This is a genomic window from Kitasatospora sp. NPDC050543 (genome assembly GCF_044457565.1).
In the GTDB taxonomy this organism is placed as follows: Bacteria; Actinomycetota; Actinomycetes; order Streptomycetales; family Streptomycetaceae; genus Kitasatospora.
The window spans coordinates 1-22,107 of record NZ_JBITGZ010000024.1 but is presented as its reverse complement, the minus strand read 5'-3'; the positions used below and the strand labels follow the sequence as shown (position 1 = coordinate 22,107).

Genomic DNA, 22,107 nt, shown 5'->3' with positions numbered 1-22,107 from the left:
CCGGAAGGAAAAGGACATGACCCTCTCCCGACTGGCCAACCGAGTCGCCCTGGCGGCCACGAGCCTGACGCTCGCCGCCCTCCCGCTCGCGGCGCCGACGGCGGCCTTCGCCGCCTCCCACTCGGTCAGCCTGAGCGTCGGCCCGGTGCCGGTCCCGCAGGTCCCGGTCACCGCCTGCGTCGACACCGCGTGTGTGACGACCCCGCCGCTGACCAGCGTGTCGCTCACCGCGACCGCCACCGTGAATCACGGCCCGCAGCCCCTGGTGCTGCTCCTGCCGACGCTCTGCCCCAACGGCGGGACGGGAGTCGCGGTCAGCGTGACCAGCCTCCAGCCCATCACCCTCACCCTCTCCGGATCGGTCTCGGGTACGACCACCGGCGGAGGCTCGGTCAGCTACCCCCTGGGCCCCGTGACGGAAACGCTCGTTCCTGGCACGCCGGGCGTACTGGTCTCCGCCTGCACGACCTGACGCGGACCACGGCCGCTGCGACTGCCCGAAGGAGTCCATGAACGGCAATGCCCCACTCGGCCCAGCACCCCGCCGGACCTGTCCGGCGGGGTGCTGCGCGCTGCGCGGCCCCGGCGGCGGGCGGCCACCGGGTCGACAGGGAACGTCACGGGGGTCTGGGGTCTCCTGACGGTCGGTGGGGTGCCGGCCGGGTACCAGCGGGAACCCGGGCCAGGCCGGGCCGTCGGCGGCGCTACATAGGCCGGCGCCGTGTTCCCCCACCCGTGGCCCCACCCGCACACCCCGGTCCCGGAGCTGGAGCAGCTGCGGGCCCTGCAGGACAGCGTCCCGGGCGCGTTCCTCGCCGACGGCTTCGAGCTGACCACCCCCGGCGACACCACCGCGCCGGCGGCTGGCTGGGTCGCCGACCGCGCCTTGCCGGACCGCCTCACCCCCTTCGCGCAGGCCAACTTCTCCGGCTCCCGGTACGCCCTGTGGCGGATGGACGACCGGCCCGACCCTGGCACCCTGCCGGTCGTCGTGTTCGGCGACGAGGGCGCCGAGTTCGTGGTCGCCCGCGGCCTGCCCGAGCCGCGGGTGGGACGGCGGTCTCGGGTCAGGGCAGGAGGATGACCTTGCCCCGGACACGGCGGGCCTCGATATCGGCGTGGGCGCGAGCGGCCTCGGCCAGCGGGTAGCTCGCGCCGATCGGGAGGTCGAGCTTGCCGGCGGCGGCGAGTGTGGCCAGCTCCGGCAGCGCCTGCTCGAGGTGGTCGGTGGGGCCGCCGGTGCTGAAGCGGACCCCGTGCTGGGCGGCGGTCAGGTCGGCGATGGTGATCACCCGGGCCGCATCGCCGGTCAGCGCGACGGAGTCGGCGAGCACGCCCGCTCCGGAGGTGTCGAAGATGCGGTCCACGCCCTGCGGCGCGGCCGTCTTCACCCGCTCCAACCAGCCCTCGCCGTACCGGACGGCGGTGGCGCCGAGCGCGGTGAGCCGCTCGAGGTCGTGCTCGCCGGCGGTGGCGACGACGGCGATGCCACGGGCGACGGCGAGCTGGACCGCGATCGTGCCGACGGATCCGCCCCCACCGTGGATCAGCAGGGTCTCGCCCGCCGCCACGCCCAGCTGGTGCAGGCCACGGTGGGCGGTCTCACCCACCGTCACCAGGGCGGCGGCCGTTTCGAAGGAGACCTCCGTCGGCTTCGGCACTGGCTGCTGCAGCAGCGCGTACTCGCTGTAGCCGCCACCCAGGGCGACGCCGAAGACCTCGTCGCCGACCGAGGCGGTCGCGCCCTCGCCGGCCCGGTCGACGACGCCGGCCACGTCCAGGCCCGGCCGTACCGGGAACTGCGCCGGGCGGGCGCCGGCCATCTTGCCCGAGCGGACCTTCAAGTCGATCGGGTTGACGGAGGCTGCCCGGACGTTGATCCGGACCTGGCCCGGGCCCGGCTCGGGGGCGTCGACCTCGGTCAGGGTGAGCACGTCCGGGCCGCCGTAGCTCGAATAGGTGATCGCGTTGGACATCGGAACTCCAAGAGGGGGAGACACGGGTAAGAGGTGAGCTGCATCACAAGAGTGGCGTGACGGGAGCGGGACATCCCGGCGGCAGGCCGTGAAGCCCGGGCCGCGGTCAGGCGGTGAGGGTGGGGTAGTCGGTGTAGCCGCGGTGGTCGCCGCCGTAGAAGGTGGCCGGGTCCGGCGTGTTGAACGGGCCGCCGGCCGCCAGCCGGGCCGGCAGGTCGGGGTTGGCCAGGAACAGCGCACCGTAGGCGACCATGTCCGCAGCTCCGTCCTGGATCAGCTCCAGCGCCTCGGGACCTGTGACCTCGGGGTGGGTGAAGGGGTTGAGGACGAACGTGCCGGGCCAGGCCTTGCGCAGCCGGTTGGTCAGGTCACGGTCCGGGCCCTCCAACAGGTGCAGGTAGGCCAGGTCCAGGCCGGCGATCCGCTCCAGCAGCGCCTCGTACACCTCGGCCGGGTTGTCCTCGGCGATGTCGTTGTACGGGTTCCCGGGCGAGATCCGCAGGCCCACCCGGTGGCCGCCGATCGCCTCGGCCACAGCCGTGACGACCTCGACGGCGAAGCGGATCCGGCCCTCGGCCTCTCCGCCCCAGGCGTCGGTGCGCCGGTTGCTGTTCGGCGCCAGGAACTGGTGGATCAGGTAGCCGTTGGCGCCGTGGAGCTCCACGCCGTCGAACCCGGCCTCGACGGCGCGTCGGGCCGCGGCGGCGAAGTCGTCGACGGTCTGCCGGATCTCCGCCTCGCTCAGCTCCTTCGGCGTCACGTACTCCTTCGGCCCCTCGTGGGTGAAGACCTGGCCCTTGGCGGCCACCGCCGACGGGCCCACCGGCGCCAGACCCTCGGGCAGCAGGCTGGGGTGGCCGATCCGGCCGGTGTGCATCAGCTGCGCGAAGATCACTCCGCCCTCGCGGTGCACGGCACCGGTCACCGTCCGCCACGCCGCCACCTGCCCGGACGTGTGCAGCCCGGGGGTGTCGGGGTAGCCCTGGCCGACCGCCGAGGGCTGGATGCCCTCGGTGACTATCAGGCCGGCGGTGGCGCGCTGCGCGTAGTACGTCGCCATCAGCTCAGTCGGTTCGGCGTTGCGTCCGAAGGCGCGGCTGCGGGTCATCGGCGCCATCACGACGCGGCTGGCCAGGCGGCGGCCGCCCAGGACGATCGGATCGAAAGCAGTGGTCATGATCAAGCCCTTCACACGGTGGGTGCTGCAGCGGCCGGTGGCGGCCTCTGTTGGCGGGCCCTGGTGCGACCCAGCCGACTTACTTGTTCGAACAGTAAAACTCTCCGGCGGCATTCCACAAATGATGTGACGCCCATCACAGTTGCCTGGGATCCGCCAGAGTCGGGCCAGTGTGTGCACAGAAAGCGAAAGAGTGGACCGGGAGGACTCGGGATGGGAAGGGATATCCTGTTCGGGCAATATTCACCATGGAACAGGAGTGTCAGACCATGACGGAGTCCTCAGCCAGCAGCGAGGGCCACTCCCCGGCCCCGGCAGACGCGACCATCCCCCTGCCCGCGGCCGCCGGCGGAGGACCCATCAGTCACGCGATCTTCCGGGTGGCCCGCACCCACCGCATGATCGCCGGACACCTCCTGCGCCGCGTCGGCCTGCACCCCGGCCAGGAACTGGTGATGATGCAGCTGTGGGAACTCGGACCACAGCGACAGGTCGACCTCGTCCGCCTGCTCGACTCCGACGCCGCAACCATGACCCGCACCATCCGACGCCTTGAACACGCCGGCTTCGTCCGCCGCTCACCCTGTGCCGACGACAAACGCGCCTCCCTCATCGAGGCCACCACCGCCAGTCACGCGCTGCGCGAGGAAGTCGAGCAGCTGTGGCGCCGGCTCGAAGACGCCACCGTCGGCGACACCACCGACGAGGAACAGGCCTCCGTCCTGCGCGCCCTGGAGGACATCGAGAAGCGACTCACCCGCACCGCCGCACAGCTCGGAACCTGACGGCGCACCACGGCGTGAACCGATCTTCACAGACCGGCCTTCGCCGCAGCAGGGGTCTGGGCGGGGGTCTGGTCGTCCGACGTGCAGCAGGAATGGCCCGCAGCAGGCGTCCGGCGCGGCGGCGCTCCTGCCGAGGGTGTCGGCGTCGGCCTTGACCACGTCGACCTCCCAGGGCTCCTTGCCGGGGCCGGCCACCCAGGTCTTGCCCTGGAGTGCGTAGCAGCAGGAGGTGTCGTTCCGCCCGGCCGGATCCGCCCCGGCCCGACACGGTCAACCCGGCCGTGGTCGAGGCCATGAACGAGTCGGCATCGACATCTCCGCCGAGGTGCCGAAGGTGCTCACCACCGGACGCGGCGGCGCGACGCCCCGGGTCCGGGTGGTCGGCACCCGCGAACGCCTCGGCCGCCACACGACGTCGTCCTGGTGGAGCGCCGCGGTCCCGCCGTCGGCTGGGTCACCCCCGCACCGTGACGGTGGAGGCGGCGATGCCGTCGAAGATCGGCGGGCCGAGGAGGACCGGGGATGCGCCGCGTTCCTGCCGGGCATCGATCCGAGCGGTCTTCGCCTCGGCCGCATCCAGGCTCACCGACAGGCCCTGGATCTCTCCCCGCCGGCCCTCCCGTTCGGCCTCGGCGATCCGGTCGCGCGGGTTCTCGCTGATCTCGACCAGCCGTGGCCGCTCCTGGGAGCTGACGATCAGCTCGTCACCAGTCGATCGGCGTCCGCGTGTGCTGACGAGTTCGAGCTTCGCCGCGGGAAGCCGTCGGCACGTAGAGACGCCCGTCCGGCGCCTGTAGCTTCACGAGGCCCCGTCGACCGGTCGGCCCGCCGGACGCGTGGAGACTCACCGCATGCAAAGACTTGGCAAAGCTGCGGGACAGGGCCGATCGGTCGGCTCTCTTACAACCCCGTGCACCGCTGTTCGCCGACTCCACCGGTCCGCGCCCGCCGCCGGGTGTTCGCGACCCGCACGCCGTCAGCTCCGGTAGCACCAGACCCGCATTCCTGAGGAGAACAGTGTCAGAGCCCGACTCCGTGTTCACAGGTGCCGCCGGCGCCGAAGTCGCCCGGCCCCTCACCCCGGGCGTCGCCCCTCCCTGGCAGGACGACGAGGTCCTCGGGCGGTACCGGGAAGCCGCGCTGGCCTTCGCGCTTCGCTCCTCGTGCGGCCAGAACACCGCCCAGAGGCGTGCGGCGGCATTCGCCGAAGTGTGGCGGGCCATCAGTACCGGAAGCAAACAGACCTACGCCTGGCCCATCTTCCTGGTCAGCGTGGCGCGACTGGCGATGGCGCAGCAGGCCGCCTCCACTCCTGGCACCCGCTCCTCGTCGCTCAGGGCCGTCACGCGGTTCCTTCGGCCCCAGGAGCGACAGCCGATCGAAGCCTCGGGCATGCTCACCCAGCAGGACGCCGCACTCCTGGAAGCTCTGCTGGCCACACCCGAGGCATGCAGGACGGCGGTCCTGCAGGCAGTGCTGGAACCGGCGGGAGCCTCCGACCCGCCGTCCAGCCTGCACCACACCAGAGCGGGCGCCTCGGGGACCGACGACCAGCCCGAAGAGTTCGACGAGTACCTGCGCGCCCGGGTCGCCCGCGCCGCCGACCGCACCTGCCGCCGACTGGCCGCTCTCCTCGACGACAGTGCCGGGCCACTGACCGCGCAGCGGTCCACGCCTTCCGGCCCGAGCGACGCGGCCTGCGCCACATGCTCGTTCACCGTACCCGGCACACCCTTCGGGAACGTCGGCGCAACCGACGCAGGTCACTCCACCGTGGTGCCCGTTCCCCAGCAGAAGCCCGGCCCCGGGGCCGCTGACGCCGAGGCGCACACGGTGTCAATGCCGACCGTGCCCAGGTCCGCGAATCCGGCGGCCCGCGCCCACCGGCGCCCGAGAGGCCGACCCGGTAGGCGTAGTCCGCTCCCCCGGCGCGTGACAACCTGGGCGCTGGCGGCGTCGGCCGTCACCGCTGCTCTGGCCGGCCTGCACACAGCCCTCCAGCACGGCGACACACCGACCGTCAGCACCAGGCTGGACGCGGCGGCCCCGGACCAACCGCCGGCCGACAACCCGCCGACCCCAGAACCGAGTTCGACCTCCAACTCCCAGGGCGGCACCCCGCCCTCCACACCCTCACCCTCCACATCCCCGCCCGTCCGCCCCGCCACCACCACAGTCCTGCCTGCCACGGCCCCCGCCGACTCGCTGCTACCCGAGCAGCACGACTACCGGGCGGTCCAACTTCCGAGCAGGCCGGACGCATCCGCACCGACCACGAAGCCCGCCGTACCGGTGCCTGGCAGAACCGTGGCCCCGCTGCCCAGCCCCACCTACTCGCCCACGCCGGCGCCGCCCAAGCCCACACCCACCCGCCAGCACCCCCGGCCCTCCCCGAGCACCTCTGCCACCACCTCACCCACCCCCCAGCCCACCAGCCCGACACCCACCGCACCGGACGTGCCGACCCCGACCCACGAGCCCACCAGCCCGACACCCACCGCACCGGACGTGCCGACCCCGACCCACGAGCCCACCAGCCCGACACCCACCGCACCGAACGTACCTACACCCACCCCCCAGCCCACCAGCCCGACACCCACCGCACCGAACGTACCTACACCCACCCCCCAGCCCACCAACCCCACACCCACCGCACCGAACGTACCTACACCCACCCCCGGCGCCGACAGCAGCCCGGAGCCCTCCGTCATCCCGAGCCCGGTGACCCCGTATGCCCCGGTGACCCCATACGTCCCGGACGCCCCTGGTACTGCGGCGCCGTGAACCACGTCGAGGGCTCTCGGCCTGACTCTGTCGGGGACGGGATTGATCGTGACAGCGGCGGATCTCCACGTCCCGTCGATGGATCACGACAGAGCTCAATCGACTTCTGAAACGCACTCCGGTGGGGATCGCTACGCGTGACACAGGTCCTGACAGCGGATTGACCACAGGCACGAAGGCGCAGCAGACCTTGGTGAAGGCGCTGGCCACAACCCGTCGCTGCTGCGCCCGATCGACGGGGTCAGGGCTACCTTGCTCACGGACGAGCGCGCGCTTGGCAGTGATCAGTCCGGCGCCACGCAGGGCCGCCGCGTGAGCGGAGACCTCGCGGCACTGACGCGCAGATCCTCGATCCAGCTCGGGGCCTGTCCGCCGATGACCCGGAGTGGCGCCAGGCCGAGGACCGGGCGATTCCCGGGCTCGGGAGGCCGTTGGTTGGCTCGTGCTCCCCGGGCGCTTCCGTCACGCCGTGGTGTGCCGGGCAGGCCGATCGCTGCCCCGCCGGAGGCGTTCGTTCAGACATTCGTTCAGACAACTGACGAGGGCGAGGTCGTAGTACCGGAAGCGGGACATCATGGGGCCAGCAAGCCGAGTCGTTCGGAGCTCGGCGACGGCAGCGCGCCGGGCGTCGCTTCCAGCCCGCAGACGTGACGGCGTTCGGTAGCCGTCCCTGCCAGGATCGGCTCTCCCCCGCGCAGGGGAGCCGGTCCCTCCTTACGGCGGACGTCCGGGCCCGGGCTGACTGCGATCTTTGAGACATCGGACGGCGAGCACCCGCTGTCGCCACCTCCATCGACCCACCCGAGGAGCACCTGTGCGAAAGCTCATCGCCGGCATCGCGCTCACCACCGCCGTGACCGCCGTCACCACCACCGCAGCCTCAGCGGCCCCGGCCGCCGAAACCACCCGCCATCAGAGCCTGCACGCCTGGACCCTCCTCAACGACCGCGGCCCAGGCCCCACACCGCCCGGCGAGCGGCTCACCGCCCGGGTCGACGCCCGCACCACCGCCGGCCGCGAGGCCCGCGGGCACGCCACCATCCAACACGTGTTCCCAGGGGGCAGTACCGTCCGGGTCGAGATGAGCATCGACTGCCTCACCACCAACGGCGCCGCCGTCACCGTCACCGGGCCCATCGACTCACTCCACTTCACCGTCCCCGCAGGCCAGACCCAACCGGACCCGGCACCGAGCACCTGGCACCCCGAGACCGCACTCACCTTCTACCCCGCCGACGAACACGGCGAGCACCAGGTCGGCTGGGCGGGCGCCAACGCCCTCGACTACAGCGCCCCGGCCAAAGCCACCAAGTGCACGCCCACCGAACCCAACACCTGGATCATCCAGGGCGGATTCACCCTCCGTCGATGACGAGTCGTCAGCACCGTCGACACCTCGCCTGGAGTGCCGTCACTTCTCGCCGGCATCTCAAGTACCCGGATCGATCTCCGCTGCCGGGTCTCGCCAATGAGTGCCAGCTGCTTCCCTCCCGTGCCCACCTGATTCCTTGGTAGCGGGACGTCAGAGTCGAGGAGACTCCTGTCGGACCAAGACCCAGCTGCTGCGGATGCCGTTGGACGACCCCCGCAGGGGAGGACACCGGGCACATCGTGGTCGCTGGTTTCCTCGTCTCTGGGTCGCACAGCGACCCTTCGAAGCCGCCCGCCGGCAGCTTCAGCTTGGCGGCGTTCGGAAGCTCCGTGTCGCCGAGGATCCGGCCCGGGTGAACCACTGCCCGGCGTCCCCGGCGGATGCGGGTGCCGCTGTTCCGGACGGCCTTGCCGGGAGCCGGTCGACCGGGTTGCCCTGGCGGTCGGTGATGATCGCGGTCAGTCCGTGCCCGGTGAGGACGGCGGCGGTGGGGTTCCCCGTGAGCCCGCGCAGGTCCACCGCGGTCCATTCGCTGGGGACGGAGCGGACTGCGCCCTGCTCCTGCGCCACGGAGCTGGTGTACAGCAGGACATTCCCGGCCCCGGTGGTGGAGAGCCCGGACGCGATCGAGGCGGAGTCCAGGTTCTCCTGTCGCAGCACCTTGCCGCTCGGCAGTTCGAACACCGTCAGCGTGCTGCGGGGCCGGGTCACGTCCGCGAGTTTCAGGTCCAGCACGGCGAGCGCGGAGCCGTCCGGACTGTAGTCGACGAACTCGATATCCTGGGGGTTCAGGGCAGAAGCGAGCTCGCGGGCGGGGGCGTCCGCCGCCCCGCCGACATCCCGTACGCTCATGGAGTAGCCGCCGGTGTTGGCAAGACGCAACCGCACGGAGACGGTCGCCGAGGCACCGGGCGTGAGCCAGAGGTCGGTGAGGAAGGACGGCCCTCCGGTCAGGACCGCGTGGACCCGGCCGGTGGCCACTTCCCACACCACCTGGCGGCCGCCGGTGGTCTGCGCGGCCACGAAGGCACCGGTGGAGTCGAAGACCAGCTGCTCGTAGGAGAGCGGGACCGACTGCTCGGCCGGAGCCTCGGGCAGCGGCAGGCTGGTACCCGGCTCGGCGCCCAGCTCGGCGAAGTCGGGGAACGGTTCGATGCCCGGTGGCGGCTCGAGCTCGCGGACCTCGCCGCTGCGCAGGTCACGCAGCCTGACCGTCTGGTCCTGCCTGATCACAGGGTGGTCGAGGTCGGGGACCGTGCCGAAGAGACCGGGGCCGTCGCTGAACGCCAGCCACGATCCGTCCGGGCTCAGCGCCTGGGCACCGTCATGCCGGTCGACGGGCACCCGGACGGTGCCGGGGCCGCCCAGCTTCCAGATCGCGGTCTTCCCGTCGGCCGCCTGCGAGAGGACGGTACGGCCGTCGGCGGTGGTCTGAGCCGGTCCGCCGACCGGCTTCGACGAGGACCGGGAGTAGTCGGGGACCACCAGGTCGGCGAAGCCGTACCGGGCGAAGTACTCGCCGAGCAGCGCCCGGGTCTGCGGATTGTCCTCGGTTCGGTACGCGCGCATGCCCAGCAGCAGTGCGGTGAAGCCGTCCCAGGGGCCGGTACTCTCGTCCGCCTCCCTGGACTGCTGAGCCAGGGTCCTGGCGGCGGCGGAGGATGACTCCCGCACCAGATTGTGACGCCAGAGCCAGGTGCCGCCACCGCCGGCCACCGCCACCACCGTCGCCACCGCGGCGGTCAGCGCTCTGAGGCGGCGTGACCAGGTCACGCTGGCGCTGATGAACTTGCGCTCGCGGTCGGGCAGTTCGCGCTCCTTGCGGCGCATCCAGTCGCGGGCGTCGCGCAGGTCGGCGCCGCGCAGCAGCCGGCTACGGGCATGCCGGGCGGCTTCCCATCGGGTGATGTGCCGCCGCAGATCGTCCTGCCAGCTGCAAAAGCCCTGCTCGGCGTGGGCCAGGGCGCTCAGCCGGTCCCAGTGGGTCAGCAGGCTCTCGTGGGCCAGTGTCACCGTTTCCACCGGCGGCCCTTCGCCGGTGCGGTGGCCTTCGGCCGGAACCACCAGCCGGGTGGTCATCAGCCGTTGGGCGACCCGCCACTGGTCCGGGTGCAACTCGGTGCGGGCCGCGACCCGGCGGGTGGGCCCTGTCCTGGTGTCCCCGGGTTGGACGAGCTGGGTCAGCAGGGCGGCCGCCTGCCGCCGCTGCTCCTCGTCGAAGCTCTGTCACACCCGCTCCGCATGGTTGACCAGGGCGTTCCTGACTCCGCCGAGATTCTCGTACGCGGCGTGCGAGATCACCTTGCGCTGCTGGGCGGCCCACAGCTCGGTGAGCGCCGTCTCCAGCAGCGGCAGCCGGCCGAGGTCGGTGCCCAGGTCCTGCAGGATCCGCTCCACCAGGCCTGGTTCGTACCGGATGTCGGTGTTCTCCAGCGGGCGTTCCACGGCCTCGCGCAGTTCCGCTTGCGACATCGCGCCCAGGTTGTACGAGCGCTGCGGGCCGAACAACGGCGCCAGCGCCGGGTGGTCGAGCACCGTCCCGAGGAAGTCGGCACGCAGGGCGATGACGACCTGTAACCGGTGCTCGTTGCGCATGCAGCGCCGAGCGCGCCGGCGAACGCGTCGAGTTCGGGCCCGGTCCCCGCCACCAGCGCCTCCTCGAACTGGTCGACGATCAGCAGCATTCTGCCGGTGCCCTGCAGGGCACGGATCCGGTCGGTCACCGCGACCAGTTGCCCCTCGCGAAGCCGCTCCGCCAGCTGCGGCAGACGCTCCAGCCGTGCCACCTCGGAGACTTCGGGCTCCCGCAGGGGCAGCAACGCGGCGGCCAGCGCGTCGAGTGGCGTACCGCGCTGCTGCCCCGGGCTGAAGTGCGCGACGGTCAGATCCTCGTCCGCGCTCAGCCTGGGCAGCAGACCGCCGTTCAGCAGCGAGGACTTGCCGCTGCCGGACGGGCCGACCAGGCTTACCCCGGAGCCGTAGCGCAGCTTGTCGAGAATCTCCCGAGTCGGCTTCTCGCGGCCGTGGAAGAGCGAGGAATCACTCTGCCGGAAGGGCTTCAGCCAGCGGAACGGGTTCGGGGCCAGTGGGTCGCCGAGGGCCGGCCAGGTGCGGCGCAGCGTCCTCGTCGGGATCAGATAGCCGGTGCGGACGGCCGAACGGACGCTGGCGGCGACGACTCCGACCACCACGCCCTGGCCGGCGTCCCAGACGGGTGCGCCGGAGAAGCCCTGCTCCACGCGGTACTGGCTGGCGGGGTCGGAGTCGCACTGGAGCCAGCCGGTGGCCACCGCGCCCCGGACCGTGCCGCTGCTCCACGCGCCTTCGTCGCTGCCCGGCGGGAACCCGAAGGTGCGTACCCTGCGGTCGGCGCCGGAGACGTGGTCCACCAGCTGAGCGGGGACGGCTCCCTCGGGCGGGGGGCCGAGCAGCTTGAGTACGGCGATGTCCCCCGACTGGTCCACCTCGATCTTCGTCCAGGCGGCGATCTCAGCCGTGATCCGCTGCCCGGGCGCCGCCAGCGGGAAGTCCAGCGTGACCTGCCCGTCAGGCCGCTCCGTACGGTCCGCGGGCTCACCCAGCGCGGCACAGACCACATGGGCGCAGGTGAGTACCGCGTGGTCACGGACCAGGAAGCCCGTCCCGACCGGTCTGCCGTCGCCGCCCAGGATGCGGGCGACGGCTGTGTCGCTTGGAACGGCGTTCAACACGGACATGGGACCCCCGACATAGGCCATCCGGTCAATTCACGCCAGACAACGGTACTGTGGCGGGCTGGACACCGTGGGCGAGCGATCGAACTCGGGCTGCCACGCGGCTGGTTGACGATCCCGTCGATACGGCCGCCCGGACCGTTCGGGGCGCCGGCACTCGCGGAATCTGGCCTGGCTGATTTGCCTCGGAGGGTTGCTGACGTTGGTGGGTGATCCCGGCTGCGTCCCTGCGCGCAGGGTCGACCGCCAGGGCCGCAGCCTGCGGATCACCAGCGGCAAACCGGCCGGCCTGCCGGTCTTCGTCGAGACCTTCGTCGCCGAGTTAGCGAAGGCGACCGGCTGAGCGGCCGCATTGGGCCGAAAGCCTGAACCCGGGCTCCGCCGCGTAACCGACCGGATATCAGGCACCTGCCCCGGCCCATAGATTTGGATACGAACCTACTGGGCGAGTACCCGAGGAGCAGGTATGACAGTGCAGCCGCTGGATCCGACAACCCGTAAGGTGGCCATGACTCTGGCCGCGATCGCGGCCACCGGGGCGACCCCGCGTCCGTCGGGGGAGACCCTTTCGGAGCAGGCGGCGCGAATCACGCTCGGCGTCAACGCCCAGCTGTCGGACCCCTCCCTCGCGACGAGCGGCGACTGGCAGCTCCTATGGCTCGGGCTGAGCCCGGACAACGCCAACCTGGCGTACCTGGTGAAGAACACCTCCGGCCCGAACGAGTTCGCCGTGGTCATCCGCGGCACGGTTGCCGCCAGCGCAACCGACCTGCTCGAGGACCTCTCCGTTGGCACCGTCGTGCCGTTCACCGGCTGCGGGTCGCCGCAGCCCGTCTCGGTGTCGAAGGGCGCCATGACGGCGTTCACCCAGGTCGTCACCATGGGCTCGGCCGGCGTCAACCTGGTGCAGGCGCTCGACAACGCGATCCGCCAGGCGCCCGCGAACCCGACGGTCTACGTCGTCGGTCACAGCCTGGGCGGCTGCATCGCCACTATGGTCGCGCCGTACCTGAAAGCGGTGGAGTGGCCGGTCAACACACCACAGTTCGCGCTGTCGACCTTCGCCGCGCCCACGGCCGGCGATCAGGGCTTCGCCGACTTCGTCAACTCCCTGCAGTGGGTCGCGAACGAGCACTGCTACAACACGTGGGACCTGATTCCGCAGGCCTGGGCGAGCCTCGCCGCCGCCAAGAACTGGTACCCGGATCCCGGACCGGCGGCCGACTTCGATGTGAAGGCACTCATTTCGACGATCGCCTCCCTCCCCGGGCCCAACGTGTATGTCCAGCCGGGCAGTCCGTACACCCTGAACACCGACTACGGGAAGCCCGGTACGTACGACCCGTACGCGACCCGGAGTTCGGTCGAGGACTTCATGGCCCAAGTGGCCTTCCAACACGCCAATTCCACGTACCTGGGACAGGTCGGGGCACCCGTGGTGAGCTCCGGACCGGTGGTGAACTCGCTCAGCCCCACGTTCGGACCCATCGGCACGGAGATCACCATCCACGGCAGCGGCTTCGGCACTGATCCCCAACTGGCCGAAACCGTGGTCGACTTCGGCACCCTCCCGTGCGAGAAGTTCACCGTCAACGGGAACGGCACACAGATCACGTGTTACGCACCCGAAGGGACCGGTGTCGTCGACGTCCAGGTGACCAACATCCTGGGCACCTCCTCGGCCTCACTGTTCAACCAGTTCGCCTATGACGGCCCGCAGCCGGCGTTGGTCTTCGACATCTCCCCGGCCTCGGGAACGGTCGAGACCAAGGTCGCCATCAACGGCGTGGGCTTCGCGGAGAACCCCGTCGTGTACTTCGGGAACAGGACCGCCGACATCATTTCCGTCACGTCGACCGAGATCGCCGTGCGGGCGCCGCTGCCGGACCAGAGCCCGATCGCGCCCGCGACCGTGAACGTCCGGGTGCTGACCAACGGCTACCTGACCCCCACCGCCGGGTCCAACGAGTTCAGCTACACCGGGTGATCCTGTGGCGCATCAGGCAACGTTCGCTCTCTTGGGACGAGGTGCCCGGTGCTGCTGTCGGCGGCTGCGGACGGCCAGAATGATCACGTTGCTGAACGCGTGCGGGTCCGTGAGAGCGATGACGACGAGGGGAGGCGGCTGCTACGGCCCGTCCGTCGGGGCGCCGGGTCGGTGGTGACCTGGCGGCGGGCCCAGATGGTGCTGCTGTCGGCTCAGCGCATGGATGTGGCGAAGATCGCCGAGCTGACCTTCAGCAACGCGCATCGGCTCCGGGATGTGATCCACAACCTCAACACGGACGGCTTCGACTCGCTCTGTCCGAAGTACCGGGGCGGCCGGCCGAAGATCTTCACATTGCCCGAGCGTCGCGAGATCAAGAAGATCGCCAAGTCCAAGCATCACCGAGCCTCGGCCTCAAGCGACGCCGGCCCTCCGGATGGGTCCTGCAGAAGTTGAGCTGCCTTTCGGCGTGCACGAGTGGAGCCAGCAGCGCCCCGCCGCGTCCGTGGCTGGATCGCAGTTCTCAGCTACAGGAGGACGAGCAGCTTGGTGCCCGGCACCAGCTTCCGGTTGACGGAGGTCGATTGGACGAACAGGGTGTACGACGGGTTGTCGCCCGGCTTCACCGTGACCTCCGACGCCGGCAGGCCGAGGAGCTGGCGGGCCGCCGGGCCCGAGAACACCCTGCCTGTCATCCGGCCGGTGGCCGGGTCCTTCTCCGCCACGGCGAGCTGCTTGTTGCCCTGGACCTTCTCACGCTTGGACAGCTCGTAGAAGGCGCAGCCGGTCTTGTACGGGTGCCCGGCGCTGGTGACGAAGTCGCGGATCGGCATCTGCTGGTCGACCGGGACCAGGATGTACTTGCCGGTGTCCAGCGCATCGAGATTGGCCTTCACCTCGGCCGTGCTCAAGTCCTGGCCCATGGCGAACAGGTTCCTGGTACCGCGCACGCCCTGTTCGCGGCCCCGCAGGAAGCTCGTGGCAGCCGCCTTGACGGTGCCGATGGCCTCCTCGACGCCCTTGCTGGAGTCCGCATCCCAGATCGCGATGTTGCCCGCCGGGAAGCCGTACTCCTGAGCGGTGCGCTTGGCCAGGGAGTTCGGGACCAGGATCGCCGACGTCCAGTGATCAGGAAGGTTGTCCATGGCGCCCTGGATGCGGTCCATCCACCCGCGCAGGACGGCGGTGCCCCGGCCGGCGTTCATACGGGTGTGCATCTGGCCGGTCTCCGAGTAGCCGGAGGCGTTCTCCTCGCCGTCGGTGACGACGACCTGGAGGAAGGAGTGTTCCCCATACCCTTCCCAGATGTTCTTCAGGTCGTCGACGGACTTCACGGCCGCCTCGATCAGCGCCGTCGCACCGTTGTTGACCTTGTAAAGGCCCTGCAGGGACGGCAGGTGCTTGACGTCCATGTCCCAGACCAGGTTCTGCACCTCGTGATCGAATGCGTAAAGGCTGATGCGGGTCTCGTGACCGAGTCGGTCGGACTCCTCCTGAAGGCCCTTCACGAACTCGTCCACCACACGGACGAGTTGCGCCTCGTGCTGGCGCATCGAGCCGGACTTGTCGACCACGAGCGAGACGTGGTTGACCTTGTGCTTGATCCTGGTCGCAGACATGGTTCTACCCCTCTTCCAACGCTCTTTCGACGCCTTTCCGGCGCCCCTCCAACGTTGCTTCCACACTACGAGGACGCACTGACACTCCGTTCTGACCTGGGGTCCCATGGATGCCGACCGTCCGCCAGATCTGGCCTTCTGGGCGATGGGTGTGACTTGCACCGGCACTTGTCCCAGCAGGAGGCTCCGCGAGATCGATGGACCTGTCTCCACCGATGGGCGGCCAGGGCCTTCAGCGGTGGGGCGATAGTCCTCCTGACGGGTGAGTTCGACGGGCAGCACCTTCACGGCCACGGTTCGGCCGAGCTCGCGGTCGACACCCTCCCATACCTCGCCCATGCCCCTCTGCCCACCAACTGCAGCAGCTCGTACCGCCCCGCCAAGACGCGCATACCCGAGTGCTCCCCCGCTGCTCGATGTGCTTGCCGCAGTCACCGTATTCGTCTGCGAGTTGGGCCGGGAGTGGCAGCCGGATTCACTTGGCGAAGGGCCGAGATCCACTGTCAGAGGACGCCCGTACCGCCGAACCGAACGGTGTACCCCGAGCCGTACCAGCCGGCCCCTGGCCTGCGCGAACGCCCACACTTCTCACCAGCGGCCACGAGCACGGAAACCAACCGGCTGACCGGGACCTCCCCACAAACCGGCCCGGTGTCGGCGGTGGAACCGACCAGCCACCGGAACGGATCTCACCGGCCCCCGGGGCGGCCGTTTCAGGTGTGTCAGAACGCGGTGCGGCTCTGGCTCCTGGGTCACCGTCGACGAGGTGGTCCGTGTAGAGGCCGGCGCGGTCGCGGTGACGGCCGTGGCGGGCGTGTCAGGCTCGGCTAGACGCCGGGTCCGGCTGGGGAAGGGGCGCTGCCGTGCGGCGGAGGAGCAGCAGCGGGGTTGCCAGCAGGAGCACGCCGGCCAGGCCGATGGCCGTACGCGGGCCGAGCAGGGCGCCCAGTACGCCCCAGCCGGCCGTCAGGAGCGCGGTCGAGGCCTTGGCCGTCACCGCCCAGGCGGACAGTGTGCGGGTGACCCGGTCGGTCGCGGTGTGCTGGAGGCGGTAGGTGGCGCAGACGGGGTTGAAGACGCCGCAGCAGAAGATGAGTCCGAGCTCGACGCCGATCACCAGCAGCAGCCCTCCGGTGCCCGGCCCCAGGAAGGCCAGGCCGACGGGCCAGATCGCGCGTAGCGTCCCGGCCACGAGCAGGACCCGGTGCTGCCCGAACCGGGTGACGAGCGGTCGGGCCAGCCGCGAACCGAGCAGCCCACCGATCGAGGGCGCGGCGAAGGCGAGGCCGTACTGCCACGGTGCGAACCCGAGTGGGCCGAGCATCAGGACGGCCAGCAGCGGCTCGGCGGCCATCACCAGGCCGTTGAACAGGACGGTGTTGAAGAACAGCGGACGCAGCGTCGCGTCGGCGAGGATGTACCGCCAACCGTCGAGCAGGTCCCCGGCCCGCATGGGCGCGGCCTCCCGGCGCTCGGGCCGCGGCTCGTGCCGGCCCGTCGCGCGGATGCCCAGGGCCGAGAGCAGGTAGCTGACCGCGTCGGCCACCACCGTCGCCACCGGACCGAGGAGCCCGATCGCGGCGCCGCCCAGCGGCGGTCCGATGATGGTGGTCGTCCAGGCCGTGGACTCGAATCGGGCATTGGCGACGAGCAGGTCCTCCTCCGGCAGCAGCGTCTTCAGGTACGCGCCGGAGGCGGCGCGGAAGCCGATGTCGGCCGCCGCGACGACGACCGAGACCAGCAGGAGCTGGAGGAAGGTGAGCACGCCGAGCGCGAAGGCGGTGGGGATCGTCAGCAGCGCCGCGAACCGCATCAGGTCCATCGCGATCAGCACCGGCCGCTTGCGGCGGAACTCCACCCACGGGCCGAGCGGCACCGCCACGGCCGCGCCCACCGCAGCCCCCACGGAGGAGAGCGCGGCGACCTCGGCCGGTCCGGCGTGCAGCACCCGGACGGCGATCAGGGGGAACGCGCCGAAGGCGAGCCAGGTGCCGAGCGCACTGGTCGCGTACGCTCCCCACAGCCACCCGAACCGCCGACCCAGCCGCTGTCCGAGCAGATGTCCCAGCCGGTGCCCGCTCCTCATGCCCGCCCTCCCTCGCCACTCCCTCGCACAACCGATCCGCGATCGAAATCATCAAAGCGAGCACCGTACCCGGCGATCAAACAACCGTAGGACCACGGGCCACAACCAACGGTTGTACCCATAGAGTGTCAGCATGGACCTCGACACCGTCCGGACCTTCGTCGCCGCCGCCGAAGCGGGGCAGTTCCAGGAGGCCGCCGCCGAGCTGGCGGTCACCCAGCAGGCCGTCTCCAAGCGCATCGCCGCGCTGGAACGCAAGCTCGGCGTGCGGCTGTTCACCCGCACCCCGCGCGGCGCCGGGCTCACCATCGACGGGCAGGCGTTCCTGCCCCACGCGCGCGAGCTGCTGCGCGTCGCCGAGCGCGCGTTCGCGTCCGTGCGCACCGGCCGCCGTCCGCTGCGCGTCGACGTGATCGCCTCGCGGGTCGCACCGTCGGGCCTGATGCGCGGCTTCCACCGCGCGCACCCCGAGATCGAGCTCGACGTGGTGTGGCTGTTCGACATCGAGACGGCCGTCGCCGCCATTCGGTCCGGTGCGATCGACGCGTCCTTCCGCGCCGTCGCCGTCCCCGGCCGGCCCCTTCCCGAGGACATCGAGTCCGTCCGGGTGCTCGACGAGTCGCTCCAGCTCCTCACCGGCCCCGCCCACGCGCTGGCGGGCGCACGGTCGGTGACCCTCGCTCAGCTCGCCGGGCATCGGATCTGGATGCCCGGCATCGTCCCCGGTACCGAGTGGGCCGCCTACTACGACGACCTCGGCGCCGAGTTCGGCCTCACCATCGAGGCGACCGGCCCCAACTTCGGCTCCGACGCGCTCCTCGACACCGTCGCCGACACCCCGGCACTGGCCACCTTCATGGGTGAGCAGACACGCCTCGTCTGGCCCGCCGACCACGGCCTGCGCCGCATCCCGGTGACCGACCCGACGCCCGTCTACCCGCACTCGCTCCTGTGGCACCGCGACAACCCCCACCCGGCACTGGCCACCCTCCGCGCCCACCTCGCCGCCACAGCGGTCGGCCACGACGCCGCCGGGACCTGGGCGCCGGGCTGGGTGATTCCGCGCTGAGCGCCGCCGCGTCTGCGCCCATCGCGGCGCGGCCGGGCCGGACACGGTCCGGGCCTGCGGTACCTGCCGAGGGACGGGGGTCGGTATGCGCCCGTGCCGGCCGGTGCGGGGCGGGGCATGGCGGGGCATGGCGGGGCATGGCGGCCCCCGGGGGCGGGGCGCGACGGTGGTCGTGCCGGGCCGGGCGGCCTGCGACCTGGACGGGTTCCGGCGCCCTCCCAAGGTGCTCGCCCACCCCCCTGCGCCAGCCACGCGGACGCCGCAGCCAACGACCTGAGTACGGCTTCGCTCCCGGACACATCGTCAAGGACCTCCGTGGAGCCTGCCCGGCTTGCGGCCGTCCACGCGGGCCTGCCCCTGGATGTCCCGTGCCGCAGGTTGGCCGGCGCCCGCCTCGGCGACGGTCGCGACGGCGTCGCCGTCCGCGCCCTGCGCACCCCGCAGTGGCCACCCGGTCCGGTGGCTGCCACGGGAGTCGTCTCCCCCCGCCGGTTGACGGACGTGTCCCCGACATGACGCCGTCGTCGGCTCCTCACGACGTTCCTGCGGCGGGCCCCACCCGCCGATCGGGTGTCCCACGTACTTCGTGAGTCGACCGCTCGGCCCGGGACGAAGTTGTGAGCCGGGCGAGGCCCGCCGTGCGTGGCACCACGGACTGCCCGGTCGCACTGTACGTCGGAGGAGCCGAGTTCGGCGTGCGCGGGGCGATGTTCCCGGACTCGTCCGAACGGCCGCCCGGCGCCTCATCCACCAGGCCGTCGCCCACGCCCACCACCGGAGGCGCCGAGCACAAGCCCGCGCCAACCAGCGGCCACCACTACGAACAGAGCGGACCCGCTGATCTCCAACTGAAGGGACAGCGGGCATGGGCTTCAGCCACCGCACCACCCCGAGGGTCGAGTGCTCCTACTGCAAGATGTTGATCGCGCGAGCGATCACCAGCCCGCCGATTCCAAGGGACGCCACCGCTTCCGTCATCATCAGCAGCTTGGCCCACCGCTTGATCGCGGAGATGTCGGTGGGGCTGAACGCAGTGGCGGTCCAGAAGGCCAGCACCAGATAGTCGGCGAAGATCGGCACCCAGGTGGCCGGCGCGTAGTCCGTGTGCTGCATCTCGGGGAACACCAATGCTGGATTCGCATCCGGCTGGTGCGCGCGGGCGGCGGCACCACCGCGGTCCAGATCCCAGTACCACAGCCCGAAGGTGATCACGTTCGTGGCCCAGACCACTCCGCCGGTGGCCAGCAGCCCTGTGGCGTTGTTGGCGAACAGCTTGTTGTTGGTCAAGATGTCGGCCACCAAGTGGGCGGCGGCGAACAGGTTCGCCACCGTCATGAAGGCAATGGCGACACCGGTCGTGATCCGTAGCCATGGCTTCTGGCGATCGATGCGGCCCGGGTCTCCGGTGATCAGCGCGGCCAGCAGCACGAGCATGACGACCGGGACGACCCATGAGGGGGTCACCCGGTACTTCGCAGGCAACGCCACGTGGAGAAACGCGGCGACCAAGATCGCCAGCGCCACCGGCCACCAGTGCTCACCCCGCGCAGCGGCCTGATCCGGCGTCAGCGGGGGCGGAGCGACCGGGTTCGGGCCTGATGCCATACCCCATTGTGGCCTCGCCAGTCTGATGCCGACGCAGTGACGCGCCGCTTCCGCGACCAGCGCCGATGACTCGCTGAGCCGCACGAAAGCGGCTGCCGTCGTTGCGCACCGTTGAGCTGCGGCCGGCGATTCACGGTCTGCCGAATCTCCCCGTCCGGAACGCGACGAATGGATTCTGCTCGGCTCCGCTGCGAACCGGATCGTGCGAAACGGACCGAGTGGCCGCGGGACCGTGATGGCAGCTCACTCCTTCGGGGGAATGCCGTCCCGGCGTCGTACAGGTTGCCTGGAATAGGTGTATCTATAGCCATCTGTGATGATTTGTCAGCCAGCAGCACGCGCGGCTGCGGCCCGACGGGAGCGGCCATGACGGTGACCAAAAAGGGCGTGCCAGGCGGAAGCTCCGATGCGGGGGCATCCGCGCGGGGCGCGGCGCAGAAGCCCCTGAGCAGGGCGGACCGGGCGGCACTGGGGAAGGCAGCCCGCAAGGCAGCGCCGCTGGAGGCGCACGGCGAGTTCCAGCCGGGCAGATCGCGGGATCCGGTCGGGCTGCTGCTGGGCCAGGCGGCGTCGCGGGTGCCGGAACTGGTGCCGGTACGGCACGGGCGCATGCTGGTATCGCCCTTCACCTACTACCGGGGGGCCGCACTGCCGATGGCGGCGGACCTGGCCGCCACTCCCACCTCAGGTCTGCGGGTCCAGCTGTGCGGAGACGCGCATCTGTCCAATTTCGGCGCGTTCGCCTCGCCGGAGCGGCGACTGGTATTCGACGTCAACGACTTCGACGAGACTCTGCCCGGGCCTTTCGAGTGGGACGTCAAGCGGCTGGCCGCGAGCCTGGCGGTGGCGGGGCGCGACAACGAGTTCTCCGACAAGGCCCGCCGCACGATCGTCCTGGCGACAGCCAACGGCTATCGCCAGGCGATGCGCAGCTTCGCGAAGCAGCCCTTCCTGGAAGTCTGGTACGCGCACCTGGACATCGAGGAGGCCATGGGGGAGTTCAGGTCCAAGGTCAAGGCGAAGAGGTTCAAGGCGACCGAGGAGTTGCTGGCCAAGGCCCACACCCGTGACAGCACGCAGGCATTGGGCAAGCTCACCACCCTGGTCGACGGTCGGCGGCAGATCATCAGCGCCCCCCCGACGATCGTCCCCGTCGAAGAGCTCTTCAGCAATGTACAGGCCGACGCGATCTACGACCTGATCCGCACCGTGCTGGGCAAGTACCGGCGCACCCTGCAATCCGACCGGCAACACCTGCTCGATCAGTTCACGCTGGTCCAGATGGCCCGCAAGGTCGTCGGGGTCGGCAGCGTCGGCACCCGCGCCTGGATCGCGCTGATGGACGCCGGGGACGGCGTCGAGCCACTGTTCCTGCAAGCCAAGGAGGCTCAGCCGTCCGTCCTGGTGGAGTATGCCGGGCGCAGCCAGTACAGCAACCAGGGCGAGCGCGTCGTCGCCGGGCAGCACCTCATGCAGGCACAGAGCGACATCTTCCTCGGCTGGACCCGCGTCCCCGGCCCGGACCGGGTGGACCGCGACTTCTACGTGCGCCAGCTACGGGACTGGAAGTTCTCCGCACCGATCGAGATGATGATCCCATCGGGCATGGCGGTGTACGGCCGGCTGTGCGGTTGGACCCTGGCCCGAGCACACGCCCGCTCCGGTGACCGAATCACGCTCGCCGCCTACCTCGGCGGCTCCGACCGGTTCGACCACGCCATCGCGGACTTCGCCGAAGCCTACGCCGACCAGAACGAACACGACTTCGCTGCCCTGCGGAGTGCCGTGAAAGAGGGTAGGGCCGAAGCCACCACCGGGATCTGAAGTGTGTTCCGTCCTGTCCTGCGTTCCGCGTAATTCAGGGGCCCTGGAGTCCCTGCCGGGTTGAAGGTGCAGGTCAGCCGGGTGGGGTCTGGTGACGCGGTCGGATTCGC

General features: G+C 70.8%; 15 protein-coding genes and 3 pseudogenes. 9 read left to right on the top strand and 9 right to left on the bottom strand.

Going from position 1 to position 22,107, the window contains the following annotated elements; genetic code table 11:
• Positions 1–16: 16 nt before the first annotated feature.
• Positions 17–472: a hypothetical protein gene (locus tag ACIBH3_RS25760; protein WP_396314447.1), complete on the top strand. Its 456-nt coding sequence runs from the start codon at positions 17–19 to the stop codon at positions 470–472.
• A 249-nt stretch (positions 473–721) separates the two neighbouring features.
• Positions 722–1,084, top strand: a complete 363-nt coding sequence (locus ACIBH3_RS25755; RefSeq protein WP_396314446.1) for a hypothetical protein — start codon at positions 722–724, stop codon at positions 1,082–1,084.
• Here the strand turns inward: ACIBH3_RS25755 and ACIBH3_RS25750 are convergent.
• Both ACIBH3_RS25750 and ACIBH3_RS25745 read right to left on the bottom strand, forming a co-directional pair.
• On the bottom strand, positions 1,068–1,976 hold the full coding sequence (locus tag ACIBH3_RS25750) for a zinc-binding alcohol dehydrogenase family protein (protein ID WP_396314445.1): 909 nt from the start codon (positions 1,974–1,976) through the stop codon (positions 1,068–1,070). The two genes, ACIBH3_RS25755 and ACIBH3_RS25750, sit on opposite strands and share 17 nt — an antisense overlap.
• Before the next feature lie 106 nt (positions 1,977–2,082).
• Complete coding sequence (locus tag ACIBH3_RS25745; RefSeq protein WP_396314444.1) at positions 2,083–3,153, bottom strand: alkene reductase; 1,071 nt, start codon at positions 3,151–3,153, stop codon at positions 2,083–2,085.
• Between the two features lie 269 nt (positions 3,154–3,422).
• Between ACIBH3_RS25745 and ACIBH3_RS25740 the strand changes: the two genes are divergently transcribed.
• Positions 3,423–3,938: a MarR family winged helix-turn-helix transcriptional regulator gene (locus ACIBH3_RS25740; protein WP_396314443.1), complete on the top strand. Its 516-nt coding sequence runs from the start codon at positions 3,423–3,425 to the stop codon at positions 3,936–3,938.
• 454 nt (positions 3,939–4,392) lie between these two features.
• Here ACIBH3_RS25740 and ACIBH3_RS25735 read toward each other — a convergent pair whose 3' ends face one another.
• Together ACIBH3_RS25735 and ACIBH3_RS25730 are read right to left on the bottom strand one after the other, a co-directional pair.
• Positions 4,393–4,524 (bottom strand): hypothetical protein, encoded by a 132-nt coding sequence (locus ACIBH3_RS25735; protein WP_396314442.1) that lies wholly within the window; start codon positions 4,522–4,524, stop codon positions 4,393–4,395.
• 1,744 nt (positions 4,525–6,268) lie between these two features.
• A complete protein-coding gene (locus tag ACIBH3_RS25730) occupies positions 6,269–6,649 on the bottom strand; it encodes a hypothetical protein (RefSeq protein ID WP_396314441.1) in 381 nt (126 codons plus the stop codon).
• An 887-nt stretch (positions 6,650–7,536) separates the two neighbouring features.
• On the opposite strand from ACIBH3_RS25730, the gene ACIBH3_RS25725 reads away from it, so the two are divergent.
• On the top strand, positions 7,537–8,094 hold the full coding sequence (locus ACIBH3_RS25725; RefSeq protein ID WP_396314440.1) for a hypothetical protein: 558 nt from the start codon (positions 7,537–7,539) through the stop codon (positions 8,092–8,094).
• Positions 8,095–8,397: 303 nt separating this feature from the next.
• Here the strand turns inward: ACIBH3_RS25725 and ACIBH3_RS25720 are convergent.
• Both ACIBH3_RS25720 and ACIBH3_RS25715 read right to left on the bottom strand, forming a co-directional pair.
• A pseudogene (locus tag ACIBH3_RS25720) lies at positions 8,398–10,689 on the bottom strand (hypothetical protein).
• Between the two features lie 20 nt (positions 10,690–10,709).
• A pseudogene (locus tag ACIBH3_RS25715) lies at positions 10,710–11,810 on the bottom strand (trypsin-like peptidase domain-containing protein); the annotation flags it as partial.
• Positions 11,811–12,000: 190 nt separating this feature from the next.
• On the opposite strand from ACIBH3_RS25715, the gene ACIBH3_RS25710 reads away from it, so the two are divergent.
• The 3 genes and pseudogenes from ACIBH3_RS25710 to ACIBH3_RS25700 all read left to right on the top strand — a co-directional run.
• A complete protein-coding gene (locus tag ACIBH3_RS25710; RefSeq protein ID WP_396314439.1) occupies positions 12,001–12,150 on the top strand; it encodes a hypothetical protein in 150 nt (49 codons plus the stop codon).
• A 123-nt stretch (positions 12,151–12,273) separates the two neighbouring features.
• A complete protein-coding gene (locus ACIBH3_RS25705) occupies positions 12,274–13,794 on the top strand; it encodes an IPT/TIG domain-containing protein (protein WP_396314438.1) in 1,521 nt (506 codons plus the stop codon).
• A 54-nt stretch (positions 13,795–13,848) separates the two neighbouring features.
• Positions 13,849–14,190 (top strand): annotated as a pseudogene (locus ACIBH3_RS25700) (IS630 family transposase); the annotation flags it as partial.
• 131 nt (positions 14,191–14,321) lie between these two features.
• Here the strand turns inward: ACIBH3_RS25700 and ACIBH3_RS25695 are convergent.
• The gene (locus ACIBH3_RS25695; protein WP_396314437.1) at positions 14,322–15,413 is read right to left on the bottom strand and encodes a VWA domain-containing protein; all 1,092 of its coding nucleotides are present in this window, start codon (positions 15,411–15,413) and stop codon (positions 14,322–14,324) included.
• 817 nt (positions 15,414–16,230) lie between these two features.
• Complete coding sequence (locus ACIBH3_RS25690; protein WP_396314436.1) at positions 16,231–17,499, bottom strand: MFS transporter; 1,269 nt, start codon at positions 17,497–17,499, stop codon at positions 16,231–16,233.
• A 133-nt stretch (positions 17,500–17,632) separates the two neighbouring features.
• Here ACIBH3_RS25690 and ACIBH3_RS25685 point away from each other — a divergent pair, with 133 nt between their 5' ends.
• Positions 17,633–18,568 carry a LysR family transcriptional regulator gene (locus ACIBH3_RS25685; protein ID WP_396314435.1) on the top strand — a complete coding sequence of 312 codons (936 nt, stop codon included), beginning with the start codon at positions 17,633–17,635 and terminating at the stop codon, positions 18,566–18,568.
• Between the two features lie 906 nt (positions 18,569–19,474).
• On the opposite strand, the gene ACIBH3_RS25680 is transcribed toward ACIBH3_RS25685, so the two are convergent.
• Positions 19,475–20,173 (bottom strand): hypothetical protein, encoded by a 699-nt coding sequence (locus ACIBH3_RS25680; RefSeq protein ID WP_396314434.1) that lies wholly within the window; start codon positions 20,171–20,173, stop codon positions 19,475–19,477.
• A gap of 366 nt (positions 20,174–20,539) precedes the next feature.
• Here ACIBH3_RS25680 and ACIBH3_RS25675 point away from each other — a divergent pair, with 366 nt between their 5' ends.
• Complete coding sequence (locus tag ACIBH3_RS25675) at positions 20,540–21,997, top strand: DUF2252 domain-containing protein (protein WP_396314433.1); 1,458 nt, start codon at positions 20,540–20,542, stop codon at positions 21,995–21,997.
• The last annotated feature ends 110 nt before the right edge of the window (positions 21,998–22,107 follow it).